Source organism: Mycobacterium sp. E2327, from assembly GCF_001672675.1.
Taxonomy (GTDB): domain Bacteria; phylum Actinomycetota; class Actinomycetes; order Mycobacteriales; family Mycobacteriaceae; genus Mycobacterium.
Genome location: NZ_LZKE01000030.1, coordinates 29,319 through 42,130, shown reverse-complemented (window position 1 = coordinate 42,130; position 12,812 = coordinate 29,319). Strand labels below are relative to the sequence as shown.

General features: G+C 69.8%; 15 protein-coding genes and 1 pseudogene. 11 read left to right on the top strand and 5 right to left on the bottom strand.

Features of this window, described 5'->3' with window-relative positions:
- On the bottom strand, positions 1-1,839 hold the full coding sequence (locus tag A5712_RS04020; protein ID WP_068101651.1) for a long-chain fatty acid--CoA ligase: 1,839 nt from the start codon (positions 1,837-1,839) through the stop codon (positions 1-3).
- A 114-nt stretch (positions 1,840-1,953) separates the two neighbouring features.
- Between A5712_RS04020 and A5712_RS04015 the strand changes: the two genes are divergently transcribed.
- The gene (locus tag A5712_RS04015) at positions 1,954-2,436 is read left to right on the top strand and encodes a flavodoxin family protein (RefSeq protein WP_068101648.1); all 483 of its coding nucleotides are present in this window, start codon (positions 1,954-1,956) and stop codon (positions 2,434-2,436) included.
- 16 nt (positions 2,437-2,452) lie between these two features.
- On the opposite strand, the gene A5712_RS04010 is transcribed toward A5712_RS04015, so the two are convergent.
- The gene (locus A5712_RS04010; protein ID WP_068101645.1) at positions 2,453-2,725 is read right to left on the bottom strand and encodes a hypothetical protein; all 273 of its coding nucleotides are present in this window, start codon (positions 2,723-2,725) and stop codon (positions 2,453-2,455) included.
- 270 nt (positions 2,726-2,995) lie between these two features.
- Here A5712_RS04010 and A5712_RS04005 point away from each other — a divergent pair, with 270 nt between their 5' ends.
- Both A5712_RS04005 and A5712_RS04000 read left to right on the top strand, forming a co-directional pair.
- Positions 2,996-4,150 (top strand): alpha/beta hydrolase family protein, encoded by a 1,155-nt coding sequence (locus A5712_RS04005; RefSeq protein WP_369830357.1) that lies wholly within the window; start codon positions 2,996-2,998, stop codon positions 4,148-4,150.
- Between the two features lie 9 nt (positions 4,151-4,159).
- A complete protein-coding gene (locus A5712_RS04000; RefSeq protein WP_068101639.1) occupies positions 4,160-5,566 on the top strand; it encodes a wax ester/triacylglycerol synthase family O-acyltransferase in 1,407 nt (468 codons plus the stop codon).
- Here the strand turns inward: A5712_RS04000 and A5712_RS03995 are convergent.
- A complete protein-coding gene (locus tag A5712_RS03995; protein ID WP_068101635.1) occupies positions 5,563-5,793 on the bottom strand; it encodes a hypothetical protein in 231 nt (76 codons plus the stop codon). The genes A5712_RS04000 and A5712_RS03995 overlap by 4 nt on opposite strands.
- A gap of 187 nt (positions 5,794-5,980) precedes the next feature.
- Between A5712_RS03995 and A5712_RS03990 the strand changes: the two genes are divergently transcribed.
- From A5712_RS03990 to A5712_RS03980, 4 genes and pseudogenes are all read left to right on the top strand, one after another.
- Positions 5,981-6,589: a hypothetical protein gene (locus A5712_RS03990; protein WP_068101632.1), complete on the top strand. Its 609-nt coding sequence runs from the start codon at positions 5,981-5,983 to the stop codon at positions 6,587-6,589.
- A gap of 35 nt (positions 6,590-6,624) precedes the next feature.
- Complete coding sequence (locus tag A5712_RS03985) at positions 6,625-7,776, top strand: site-2 protease family protein (RefSeq protein WP_068101629.1); 1,152 nt, start codon at positions 6,625-6,627, stop codon at positions 7,774-7,776.
- Positions 7,777-7,800: 24 nt separating this feature from the next.
- A pseudogene (locus A5712_RS32620) lies at positions 7,801-7,890 on the top strand (universal stress protein); the annotation flags it as partial.
- 147 nt (positions 7,891-8,037) lie between these two features.
- Positions 8,038-8,715 carry a GAF and ANTAR domain-containing protein gene (locus A5712_RS03980; protein ID WP_197519289.1) on the top strand — a complete coding sequence of 226 codons (678 nt, stop codon included), beginning with the start codon at positions 8,038-8,040 and terminating at the stop codon, positions 8,713-8,715.
- Here the strand turns inward: A5712_RS03980 and A5712_RS03975 are convergent.
- Complete coding sequence (locus A5712_RS03975; RefSeq protein ID WP_068101626.1) at positions 8,712-9,602, bottom strand: universal stress protein; 891 nt, start codon at positions 9,600-9,602, stop codon at positions 8,712-8,714. The two genes, A5712_RS03980 and A5712_RS03975, sit on opposite strands and share 4 nt — an antisense overlap.
- A gap of 269 nt (positions 9,603-9,871) precedes the next feature.
- On the opposite strand from A5712_RS03975, the gene A5712_RS03970 reads away from it, so the two are divergent.
- From A5712_RS03970 to A5712_RS03955, 4 genes are read left to right on the top strand one after another with little or no spacing between them, the layout of a single operon-like run.
- Positions 9,872-10,546, top strand: coding sequence for a metalloregulator ArsR/SmtB family transcription factor (locus A5712_RS03970; RefSeq protein WP_068101623.1), 675 nt, complete (start codon positions 9,872-9,874; stop codon positions 10,544-10,546).
- Positions 10,543-10,968, top strand: coding sequence for a hypothetical protein (locus A5712_RS03965; protein ID WP_068101618.1), 426 nt, complete (start codon positions 10,543-10,545; stop codon positions 10,966-10,968). Before A5712_RS03970 ends, A5712_RS03965 begins: the two co-directional genes overlap by 4 nt.
- Before the next feature lie 31 nt (positions 10,969-10,999).
- Positions 11,000-11,344, top strand: coding sequence for a cupin domain-containing protein (locus A5712_RS03960; protein ID WP_068101616.1), 345 nt, complete (start codon positions 11,000-11,002; stop codon positions 11,342-11,344).
- A 4-nt stretch (positions 11,345-11,348) separates the two neighbouring features.
- Positions 11,349-12,290: a nitronate monooxygenase family protein gene (locus A5712_RS03955; RefSeq protein ID WP_068101613.1), complete on the top strand. Its 942-nt coding sequence runs from the start codon at positions 11,349-11,351 to the stop codon at positions 12,288-12,290.
- A gap of 3 nt (positions 12,291-12,293) precedes the next feature.
- Here the strand turns inward: A5712_RS03955 and A5712_RS03950 are convergent, their stop codons facing one another.
- Positions 12,294-12,794: a DUF1990 family protein gene (locus A5712_RS03950; RefSeq protein ID WP_068101610.1), complete on the bottom strand. Its 501-nt coding sequence runs from the start codon at positions 12,792-12,794 to the stop codon at positions 12,294-12,296.
- Positions 12,795-12,812: the final 18 nt, after the last annotated feature.

Below are 12,812 nucleotides of genomic sequence, written 5' to 3'. Positions count from 1 at the left end.
CTATCCGTAGAGAGCCGAGATGTCGTCCGCGGCCTTGCCGACGACCACCTTGCGGCGCAGCTTCATGCTGGGCGTCAGGTCGCCGGATTCGATGGACAGTTCGCGGTCCAGGATCGTGAATTTCTTGATCTGCTCCCAGCGATTCAGCTCCGCGTTGAGCTGGTCGATGTATCCGGCGATCAGTTCCCGGGTGCGCTCGTCTCGGGCGATCTCGGCGAAGGACTTGCCGGCCATGCCGTGCTTTTCGGCCCAGTCCGTGATCGCCTCGCCGTCGAGGCTGACCAGCGCCACGCAGTAGGGCTTGGCCTCCCCGATGACCAGCAGCTCCCCCGCGTACGGGCAGAGGCCCTTGAAACGCACCTCGATGGCCGCCGGCGCCACGTACTTGCCCTGCGACGTCTTGAACATGTCCTTCTTGCGGTCGGTGATGCGCAGGTAGCCGTCGGCGTCGATCTCGCCGATGTCGCCGGTGCGGAACCAGCCGTCTTCGTCCAGCGCCTCGGCGGTGGCCTCGGGCAGATCGTGATACGACGTCATCACCCCCGGGCCCCGCAGCATGATCTCACCGTCGTCGGCGATCTTCACCTCGGTGGCGGGGAACGGCCAGCCCACCGTCCCGAAGCGATAAGCGTTGGGGCGGTTGATGAATGACGCGGCGGAGGTCTCGGTGAGCCCATAGCCCTCGAGCACGGTGATGCCGACGGCGTCGAACCACTGCGCGACGTTGCGGTCCAGCGCGGCGGCGGCGGAGACGAAGAACCGGACCCGGCCCCCGAAGCGCTCCCGGATCGTGGAGAGCACCAGCCGGTCCGCCACCCGGTAGGCGAGCGACGCCGCCAGCGAGGGCTTTTCGCCCGCCTGGCGGGCCGCCGACACCTTCAGGCCCACCCGGATCGACCAGTCGAAGATCCGCTTCTTCAGGCCGCCCTCCTCGGCGATCATCTGCTCGATGCGTGCGTGTGCCTTCTCGAAGATCCGCGGCGCGGCGCCCATGACGGTCGGGTGCAGCACCGCCAGGTTGTCGACGATCTTCTCGACGCGCCCGTCTATCGCGGTCGGGAAGCCGATCAACAGCGGCAGCGCCAGCATCACCTTGCCGAACGAGTGCGCCAGCGGCAGCCACAGGAAGTTGAGGTCGTCGGGGCCGAGCACGCCCAGGGAGTCGATGGCCGCGGCGGTGTAGGTCCAAGCGCCGTGGGTCAGCCGCACCCCCTTCGGCCGCCCGGTGGTCCCGGAGGTGTAGATGAGGCTGGCCAGCTGGTCCGGCCCGACGGCGGCGACCCGCTCCTCGACCGCGTGGGGCGAGTCGGCGAGAAGTTGCTTGCCGCGCTGCTCGAGCTCGCCCAGGGTGATGACCCAGTCGCCGTCACCGTTGCCGTCGATGATCACCACCCTGGTCACGTCGGGCAGTTCGGCGCGGCGCTCGACGAGTTTGTCGACCTGTGACTGGTTTTCGGCGACCACCACCCGGCTTCCCGAGTTGGCCACGATGTAGGCGACGTCGGCGGCGATGGTCGTCGGGTACACCGTCGTCGTCGCCGCGCCGGCACACAACACGCCGAAATCGACGAGCACCCACTCGTAACGCGTCGCCGATGCCAGCGCCACCCGGTCCTCCGGCTGGATGCCCAATGCGATCAACCCGGCGGCGATGCGCTGCACACGCTCGCCGACCTGCCGCCACGTCACGCGCTCCCAGCCGCCGTTCTGCGGATACCGGAACGCTTCGGTGTCCGGGCTGGCGGCGACGCGGTCGACGAACATCCGTGCCACCGACGGCGCCCGGTTCTCGATCTTGGAGAGGTCGGGCTTTTCCAGTGCGGCGAGTGTTGCGCTCATGTCTTCGATCCATTGGTGACGGGCTTAAAAAGCTCACTGTTCTGCGGCTCTTCGGCGGGGGATAGGGGACAAAGTCCCTTACCCGCCGCGGTGCCCGACGCGCAGCATTGAGCCATGAAGTCGCTCATCGTCTGCGTTTCGAAGTCGCACGGCAACACCCGTCGGGTGGCCGACCGGATGGCCGAGGTGCTCGGCGCCGAGGTCGTCGAACCCGAATCGGTGGACCCCGAAAAGCTCTGCGAATACGACCTCGTCGGCTTCGGGTCCGGCATCTATTACATGAGCGTGGACGCCAGGCTGCGGGCGTTGATCCGCCGCCTGCCGCGCGTTCGCGGACCCCGCGCGTTCACCTTCTTCACCAGCGGTGCCCGCGAGGTCCCGCTGCTGGATTACAACAAGCCGGTCCGAAACCAGTTGGCGGCCAAGGGCTTCGAAGTACTCGATGCGTTCTCCTGCCGCGGGTTCGACACGATGGGGCCGTTCGGATTCATCGGCGGCATCAACCGGGGACGGCCCAACGATCACGACCTCGACCGGGCCGCGGCCTTCGCCGCGCACCTGCGCGAGCGCGTCGCGGGCTCGCCGGCCGCCTCGTGATCGCCGCGGGTGAAGGCTATTTGCTCATCGCCTCGCCGGCGCTGCGCACCACGCTGCGGAAGAACTCCATCCGCGCGGCCACCAAGTCGTCGGCCAGGTTGAGGGCGGCGTCGACGACGGCTTTGCGTCGGGACTGCTCGGGCAACACGGGTCCCACCTCGTCGACGAACTTGCGGACGGCTTCGATCGCCTGCTTGCGGCCGGCCTCGACCGACTCGAGCACCTCGTCGGACAATTCCGCCCAGCGGGGCTCGGCCTTTTTCGGTTTCTTTTCCGATGCCTTTGCCATTTCAAGCTCCTTGAACTCGGCGCTTCGGCATGCTGCCGACGTCCTGACGTTACGGCCGGCAGGTCAACCCGACGAGTGGCTAAAGTCCTCACCCGGTCATCCCGGGACTTCCGCGACCGCGACCGGGCCGTAAGTCCCTAACGCGCCGATTCGGGCGGGTGTTAGCGTGCCGCCATGTCAGAAGCCGCCGGCGACGACGGTCAGCGACCGGGCGACCCGCGCTGGAATGCCCCCCTGATCGGCGGGCTGGGCAACGCCGTCCGCCCGTTCATGCACACCGGCCTCTACCTCACCGAATCGTGGCGCGACTACCTCGACCAGGAGGAGGGCGGGCTGCCGATCGCGCGCCCCACCCTCGCGCTGGCGCTGCAGGCTTTTCGCGACGAAGTCGTCCTGCTCGGCCTGAAGGCGCGACGGCCGGTGAGCGAACCCCGGGCGTTCGACCGCATCAGCCGGGAAGTGGTCGCGGCCCTGGACTTCTACGGCGAGCGGGGATGGCTCGATCATCCGAAGAGATTCTTCGGTGCGCCGCCGCCGCTTTCGGACGTCACGGTCCAACAGGTCAAGGGCCGCAAACGCACCCTGTATCGCCTGTCCTTCGACAGCGGATACCTGCCTCGGCCCGGTGAGCCGGGCGGGCAGCGGTGGATGGGCTACACCGCGAACAGGCGCGAGTACGCGCTGTTGCTGCGTCATCCCGAACCGCGGCCCTGGCTGGTGTGCGTCCACGGAACCGAGATGGGCCGGGCCCCACTGGATCTCGCGTTGTTCCGCGCCTGGAAACTGCACGACGAACTCGGTCTCAACGTCGTCATGCCGGTGCTGCCGATGCACGGCCCACGGGCCCGCGGGCTGCCGAAGGGCGTGGTGTTTCCCGGCGAGGACATCCTCGACGACGTGCATGCGACGGCTCACGCGGTGTGGGACATCCGCAGGCTGTTGTCGTGGATCCGGTCGCAGGAGCCCGACTCGCTGATCGGGTTGAACAGCCTTTCGCTCGGCGGCTACATCGCGTCGCTGGTCGCCAGCCTCGAAAAGGGCCTCACCTGCGCCATTCTCGGCGTTCCGGTGGCGGACCTGGTGCAGCTGCTGGGGCGCCACGCCGGCCTGAGCAAAGGCGACCCGCGCCGGCGCACGATGGAGTTGGCCGAACCCCTCGGCCGGATGACGTCGCCGCTGTCGCTCGAACCGCTGGTGCCGATGCCGGGCCGTTTCATCTATGCCGGCGTCGCCGACCGGGTCGTGCACCCGCGCGAGCAGGTGGTCCGCCTCTGGGAGCACTGGGGTAAACCCGAAATCGTCTGGTACCCGGGCGGTCACACCGGATTCTTCCGGTCGCGGCCGGTACAGAAATTCGTGTGGGACGCGCTGCGGCAATCGGGTCTCCTCGACGCGCCGTCGACCCAACGCGACCGCCCCGCGTAGGCGGCCGAGATGGCTCCGATGGACCCGCTTGACGTGGCGATGATGGCCGCGGAGCTGGTGGCCAGCCCGATGCATGTCGGTGCGGTGCTGATCCTGTCGCCGCCGCAGGACGCCGGGCCGGACTTCGTCGACGAGCTATACCGCGACGCGCTCACGGGCGGCCATCCGATCGACCCGAGGCTGCGCAGGTATCCGCACAGCGGCGTGGACACCGGCGGCGTGTGGGTGTGGCGGGACATGCATGACGTCGACCTGAGCCACCATTGCCGGCGCCACACCGTGTCCGGGGGCCGTGACGAGTTCTGGCGGCTCATCGGCGAACTGGACGCGAAGCGCCTCGACCGCTCCCGACCGATGTGGATGTCGTATCTGATCGACGGCCTCGACGGCGGCCGATTCGCGTTCTACATCAAGGTGCACCACACCGTCATCGACGGCGTGGCGGGCTTGCGGATGATCGCCGACGCGCTGAGCCCCGATCCGCAGTGCCGGTCGATGCCGCCGTTCTACGCCGACCGCCGTGCCGAGGCGCCGCAGCCGGCGGACGGCGGGCTGGTGTCGCGTCTCGTCGCGCCGCTGCGATCGTTGCTCGGCGCGGCGACGTCCAGCGTCGGGCTGATCGGGCGGGCCGTCACGGGCGAGCTGTCGACCGTGGTCGACAGCCTGGTGGGCCACACGACCGTGCTGCCTTTCGCGGCGCCCTACACGCGGTTCAACGGTCACCTCGGGCATGAACGCGCCGTCGCGGCCGCCAGCTGGCCGAGGGAGCGCATCGAGGCCGTGCAACGGGCGGTCGGTGTCACCGGCAACGACGTGGTGACCGCCCTGGTGTCCGGTGCGGTGCGCCGCTGGATGCTCGAGCGTGGCGAACTGCCGGAACGGTCCCTGGTGGCGGTCTGCCCGATCACGGTGCGCGCCCGCGAGCGCGACGACGGAAATGACCAGCACGGCAACATGTTCGGTCTGTGGCTGTGCCCCTTGGGCACCGACCTGGACGATCCCGCCGCGCGGTTGGACCTGATCCACCGATCGATGTCGGAAGGAAAGCAGTGGGTCGCCAAGCGCGGATCGGCGGCATCGCTGCTGACCGCCGCGGGAAGCATCGCCGCGACGGTGATTTTCCCGCTGCTGCCTTTCACGCCGAAGCTGCGCACCGGATACAACCTGCCCATCTCGCACGTGCCCGGCCCGCGCAGCGAAATGTATTGGAACGGCGCGCGTCTGGAGGAGATCTATCCGGTGTCCACCGTCTACGACGGGATGGCACTCAATGTGACGACGTGTTCATACGCCGACCGCATCGGATTCGGTTACGCCGCCGGTGCCGATGTGGTGCCCGACATCGAGAAGCTGATCCCGCTCACCGAGGAGTGCCTGGCCGAGCTCGAGGCATCCGTGGGTGCGCGCAGCGGCTAGCCCCGCGCCCCGCCGCTCACGCGGGCCATGATGCGATCCAGCACGGTCTTCGCGAGATCGCCGTCGTCGGCCACGCGGGGCAGACCGCGCCGCCGCAGGAACGTGTCCAGGCGCCGGTCGGGCGACCAGTCGGCATAGATGGGACCCAGGTAGCGCGAGCGTAAAAATTCACCCGCGAGGGCGTCAACGTCGGAATCGGACAATAACAACGGTGGGCTACCACCCATAACCGTCAGTCTCCTTTGTTCAGCCGCAACCGCCGCAGCCAAGTTACGTCAGACGTAGTCATTATTTCGTCACGCGCCGATACCGGATAGGGCCCAAAGTCCCGAGCCGGCGACGAAGGCACATCGGCGCTGCCCCGGGGACCATCGACCCTGGCGGACGGTTCGACCGCCCGCCCACACTTGCGCCATGGGCAACGCGACCAGGCGGATCACTGAGACGGCGGCGCTGCTCGCGATGCTGTACGGCGCGCGACGCTATTACCGCGATTGGGGCGCCACCAAGGCGGAGTGCCGGATGATGCTGCCCGGTGACGCGTTGGTGGCCGACCCGGCGATCCAGACCACCGAGGCGGTGTACATCGACGCGCCGGTGGCGGCGGTGTGGCCGGCGCTAATGCGGCTGGCCGATGGCCGACGCGCGGTCGACTCGCCGTCGTCGGCGGAACACCTTGCGGCAGGCGACGTCTTGCGCCTGACCCCCGACGGCTGGCCGGGGCTGCCCGACGGGGTGACGTTCACCGTCGCCCATATCGTGCCCGAGAAGTACATCGTGCTCGATGCCACACGAGAAGACCTCCGCTGGAATGCGGTGTGGTCCTTCCACATCCAGCCGCACTGGGAAGACCGGGTGCGGCTGTTGACCCGCGTCCGGCTGGCCCTGCGCCATCCCGGCGAAGTGTTCGCCATGGAATTGGCCAGACCGGTGCTCGCGCTGGGCACTCGGGGTTTGTTGCTCCGCATCAAGCACCGGGTCGAGCGGCCGCTCATGACGGCACCGGCGGGAGCCGGGTCCTGAAACAATCTGTCCGCCCGCGACTTTGGAGGTTCTAGGTGCGTGACGCGATCCCGCTGGGCAGGGTTGCCGGGTTTCCGGTGAACGTGAACTGGAGCGTGCTGGTCATCCTGTGGCTGTTCACTTGGAGCCTGGCGAGCACGCTGCCCGGCACCGCCAAGGGGTATTCGGCCCCGGTCTATTGGCTCGCCGGAGCGTGCGGCGCGGTGGTGCTGCTGGCGTCGCTGTTGGCCCACGAGCTCGCGCATGCCGTGGTCGCCCGCCGGGCCGGGGTGGCCGTGGAGAGCGTCACGCTGTGGCTGTTCGGCGGGGTGACCAACCTCGGTGGTGAGGCGAAGACGCCCAAGGCGGCCTTCCGGATCGCGATCGCGGGCCCGGCCACCAGCCTGGCCTTGGCGGCGGCATTCGGCGGGCTGGTCGCGGGGCTGCGCGCCCTGCATGCCGCGCCCGTCGTCGTCGGCGTCGCCTCGTGGCTGGCCGGCATCAACCTGCTGCTGGGCCTGTTCAACCTGTTGCCCGGCGCACCGCTCGACGGCGGCCGCGTGCTGCGCGCCTACCTGTGGCGGCGCCATGGCGACATCGTGCGCGCCGGCATCGGCGCGGCGCATGCGGGACGGGTGGTCGCGTTCGTCCTGATCGGTTTGGGCCTGGCCGAATTCGTCGCGGGCGGCGTGGTCGGCGGCGTCTGGCTGGCCTTCATCGGCTGGTTCATCTTCGCCGCCAGTCGCGACGAAGAGGCCCGGATCACGGCGCGGCAGCTCTTCGCCGGGGTGAGCGTCTCCGACGCGATGACCGCGCACCCGCATACCGCGCCCGCCTGGCTCACGGTCGAGGATTTCATCCAGCGCTACGTCCTGGGCGACCGTCATTCGGCGTACCCCGTCGTCGATCCGGACGGATCGATCGTGGGACTGGTGACGCTGACCCAGCTGCGCGACGTCGCGCCGGACGCGCGCGGCAGCACCCGGGTGGCCGACATCGCCCTGCCTCTCGACGCGGTGCCCACCGCCGGGCCGCGGGAGCCGCTCACCGCGCTGCTCGAGCGGATGGCGCCGGCCGGTCCTCGCAGCCGCGCCCTGGTGCGCGACGGCGGCGAGGTGGTCGGCATCGTCACGCCGAGCGACCTCACCCGGCTGATGGACGTCTACCGGCTCGCCCACCCTGGGCCGGCCGTGACGTCTCCCGTCTAGCGGTCGAAAGGTGTTGGGAGGATTGTGAAACCGATCATCGTGGGGATCGACGGCTCGTCGGCGGCGATCGCGGCCGCGCTGTGGGGCGTCGACGAGGCCATCAGCCGCCTCGTGGTCCGCTAGCGCGCCGGCGCCCAAGAAGTGACGTTCGGCTCTTATCGGTCGATGATCGCGACGGGAATGATCTGGGTCTTGAACGGTGACCGTACTTCCCGGGTTTGGGCGTCGATCGCGTCGCTCGCTGCACGCGACGGATCCCCGATGTCTCCCGGACACGCGTGTCTGGCCTGCGTGGAGGCGGTCGGTGCCAGCGCCGCCGGTCTGATTCTGACGAGCGACAACTGGACGTTGAAACCCGCGTATGTCACGGATTCGCGAGCCGGCGAGGCCGAAGAGTTGCAGGTGACCCTGGGCCAGGGCCCGGGGCTCGATGCGCTGGCGCGCGGGAGGCCGATCCTCGTAAGCGACCTGGCCGCGCCGCTGAGCAGCCGCCGCTGGCCGACCTTCGCGGCGGAAGCGGGTCGGCTCGGGATACGGGCGATGTACAGCCTTCCGCTGGCGTTGGGCGCCATCGAGGTCGGGGTGCTCGACCTCTTCGGCGACACCACGGGCCACCTCGACCAGGGCCGGTTGATGGACGCGTTGATCTATGCCGACACCGCGCTGCTGCTGGTGGTCGACGCCGAATGTGGCATTCCGCCACCGGAAGCCCAGCACGCTAACGGCCCCGGTCCGGTTCTCTGGCACGCCGAGATTCACCAAGCCGCCGGCATGCTTTCCGAACGGCTCGCCGTTTCACCGCTGCGGGCGTTGGTGCGGTTGCGCGCGTATGCCTACCACCACCGCAAGCCGCTCACCGATGTCGCGCGCTCGGTGGTGCAGGGACGGCTGCGGTTCCGCCCCGACGATGCGCATCTCGTGGGCGAGCGCGGCGACTAGGCCGGGGCCTCGCGCGCCACGATCACCGGCGCCTGCGCCATCTGGGCGACGGCTTCCCCGACGGATCCCACCAGCATTCCGGCGAAACCGCCGCGGCCCCGGCTGCCGACCACGACCAGCTGTGCCCCCACGGACTGCTCGACCAGCCGTCGTGCCGGCTGGGCCTGCACCACGGTACGGGTCACCCCCACGTCGGGGTACTGCTCCTGCCAGCCCGCCAGCCGTTCGGCCAACACCTCTTCGGCCGCCGATTGGGTTGTGGGCCAGTCAATTTCGGGCCACTCCGATCGGTCGAGATCACTCCACGAGTGCAGGGCCACCAGGTCCGCGTTGCGGCGGGACGCCTCGTCGAAGGCGATCGCGGTTGCGGGCTCGGATGCCGGTGAGCCGTCGACGCCGAGCAACACCGGGCCCCGACCGGCGCCCGGGGTCACGGGGGCATCGTGGACGATCGCAACCGGGCAGTGCGCGTGACGCAGCAGGGCCGAGCTGACCGAGCCCAGCAGCCGGCCGGGCCAGCGGCCGCTGCCCTGCGCCCCCGTGACCAGCATGCCCGCCTCCTTGGACAAGCCGATCAGCGTGGGAACGGCTGCCGAGGAAAGGATTTCGGTGTGGATGCCGGCCGGGCCGCCGCGCAGCGAGGCCGCTTCGACGAGCTTGAGCGCCTCGTCGACCAGCCGTCGACCGTGCTCCTGCTGCCAGCGCATCACCCCGGCGGGCACGGGCGTCCTCAGCCACGTCCGAACCTCGGGAGAAACGGCGTGCACGAGGGTCAGCGGAACGTTGCGCAGCTCGGCGTCGCGCGCCGCCCACTGCACCGCGGTCCTGGCGGCCGGCGAGTCGTCGATGCCGACGACGATGCCCAAACGTGCGTTCTGTGATGACATCCCCAGTCCTCGATTCGTCGGCGTGGCCGTTCACGCACGACCGTATCGGGGCCGGGTGCGTTTCAGCAGGGGCGTTTGTCACAAGACCGCGCGTGGCACAGAAGTTTTCGGCGACCGTCATCTTTTCACAAGAGCGGTTGTGTAAAGTCGATTGATGTGACGTGCGACCTGCCCGCGGCGCTCGACCCACACCTGGCCGATAATGGGGCCCGCGATGTCGACACATCGCTGGTCGCCGCCCAGCCCGGGGCCGACGAGACCAAAGGAGCGTGAGCGGCATTACGTCAGTCGGAGAAAACACCGGACGCCGCCGCCGCGAGGTGCTGCGGCTATTGCGGTCGTCGCCCGATCCGCTGAGCATCGTTGCGATCGCCGAACAGCTTGGCGTGCACCCGAATACCGTGCGCTTCCACCTCGACAGCCTGCTCGCGGCCAGCCAGGTGGAGCAGGTGGAGCACGACCGCAAGGGCCCCGGGCGCCCGCCGCTGATGTTCCAGGCGGTGCGGCAGATGGATCGCGGCGGGACGCGCCACTACCGCATGCTGGCCGAAGTCCTGACCGAGGCGCTGGCCGCCGACCGGAATCCGCGCGCAAAGGCGGTTGCCGCGGGCAGGGCCTGGGGGCGGAACCTGGAATCACGCGCCAAGGCGCCGAAGGCCCGGGGCGCCGACGAAGCGGTCGATCGGCTGGTCGGGGTCCTCGACGACCTCGGCTTCGCCCCGGAGCGCCGGACGTCCGACGGCGAGCAACTGGTGGGCCTGCGGCACTGCCCGTTCCTGGAACTGGCCGAAACCCGTGGCGCGGTCGTGTGCCCCATCCACCTCGGCCTGATGCAGGGCGCCCTGGAGGCGTGGGGGGCGCCGGTTTCGGTCGATCGCCTCGACGCGTTCGTCGAACCGGATCTGTGCCTGGCCCACGTCTCGCCGGCCGCCCCGGCCCGGTGAGCACCGGATCCGCGGTCGCCGTCGCGGTCACCTTCGTCTGGCTCGGCATGGTGCTGGCCATCTCGTTCCTCGAAGCCCCGCTGAAGTTCCGCGCGCCCAACGTGACGCTGCAGATCGGCCTCGGCATCGGGCGTCTGGTCTTTCGCGCGCTCAACACCGTCGAGGTCGCCTTCGCCCTCGTCATCGTCGCGATCGTGGTGTCGGGCCCGACGCCCGCGCGAATCACCGCGGCGGTCGCCGTCGCCGTCGCCGCCCTGGCGATCCAGTTGATCGCGGTGCGCCCGGCGCTGACCCGCCGCTCCGATGCGGTGCTGGCCGGATCGGAAGGGCCGCGGTCCCACGCCCACTACGGCTACATCGGCCTGGAGGCGGTCAAGGCCGTGGCCCTTCTGGTGGCGGGGATACTGCTATTGACCGTCTGATTGCGGGCTTGTACGACCGAAGGGGACGACTATGGAATCCATCTCGTTGACCGGCCTGGCCTCCGAAAAGCTGGCCGAGGCGGGGCGGTCGCACAGCGGACGCGCCGCGCACACCATCCACGGCGGTCACACCCACGAGCTTCGGCAGACCGTGCTCGCCCTGCTTGCCGGCCACGACCTGTCGGAACACGACAGCCCCGGCGAGGCGACGCTGCAGGTGTTGCAGGGCCACGTCCGCCTGACGACCGGCGGCGACGCCTGGGACGGCAAGGCCGGCGACTACGTCGCGATCCCGGCGGAGCGGCACGCCCTGCACGCCGTCGAGGATTCAGTGGTCATGCTGACCGTGCTGAAGAGCCAGCCCGGGGCGCACTGACCGGATGCTATCCACGCCCTGGTCAAGGAGTTTCGGGCTGCGGGTGCCGATCGTCAACGCCCCGATGGGTGGGGTCGCCGGTGGCGGGCTGGCCGCTGCCGTCACCGCGGCCGGTGGGCTGGGCATGATCGGCATGGGCAGCGACGGCAACCGGGAAGCGCTGCAAGCCCAATTGCCGCATGTGCGCGGGAGATTCGGAATTGGCTTGGTGGACTGGGTGATTCGGACCCGGCAGAGGCTGCTCGAGGACGCGCTGGCTGCCGGGCCCGCCCTGTTGTCGGTCAGTTTCGGCACCGACTGGTCGTGGGTCGCGAAGGCGCACGACGCCGGAATCCCAACCGCCACACAGGTTTACGACGGTTCGGGCGCCCGCCGGGCCGTGGACGCCGGCGTGGACATCCTGGTCGCGCGGGGGTCCGAGGGCGGCGGGCACGGCGAGGTCAAACTCGCGACGCTGCCGTTGCTCGACGACGTGTTGGACGCCGTCACGGTGCCCGTCCTCGCGGGCGGTGGCGTCGCCTCGGCGCGCAGCCTGGCCGCGGTGCTGGCGGCCGGTGCGAGCGGGGCGTGGGTGGGCACCCGGCTGGCGGCGTGCCCGGAGGCGCTCACCGGTGCCGGCAGCCGCCGCGCGCTGATCGCCGCCCGGTCCACCGACACGGCCGTCACCCGGGCCTTCGACGTCGCCGGTGGGCTGCCCTGGCCGGCGAAGTTCCCGTCGCGCGTGTTGGCCAACGACTTCGTCGCGCGCTGGACGGGCCGGGAGGACGCGCTGGACCCGTCGGCGTGCGACGAACTGGCGGCGGCCGTCGCCGCCGACGATCGCCGCGTCGCGCCGGTCGATGCCGGCGAGGGCGTCGGGATGATCCGCGACGACGCGCCGGTGGGTGAGGTCATCGCGCAGATGTGCGCGGGTGCGGAGAAGCTGCTGACCGGTTGGGGCTCGTAGCGGCTACACGGCGCGCAGGTAGCGCCGGGCGATGACGTGCTGGGCCGCCCTGACGACCGGACCGCCGGCCCTGCTCCACCAGGCGGCGGGCCGGGAGAAGGCCGACACCTCCGCGTACACCGCGTCGGTGGCCGGGTCGCGGCGCACGACGAAGCGCTCCTCGCCCGACTCCGGGTGGCCCGGCAGCGTGCCGTAGGCGAATCCGCGGATGTCGGGCTCGTCGACGACGTAGACGACCCGGCACGGCGCCGGCAGAAAGCCCAGTCGCACCACCAAGACGGCGTCGACCTCGGCGACCTCGGTGCTGGCCTGCACCCGCAGGCCGGATCCGCGTTGCATGCCCCAGCGCATGACCGCGTCGCCGGCCTGCTCGAAACGCATTCGGCCGGTGCCGATTTGACGCTCGTTGTGCTGGTGGTCGTAGCCGTCGGGCAGCTCGCCGTTGGCGGTGGCGCCTATTTCTTTGTAGGTGAGTGGAAGTTCTTCGAGCGTTTGTAGGTCCACGGGTTCAGCGTACGGTCG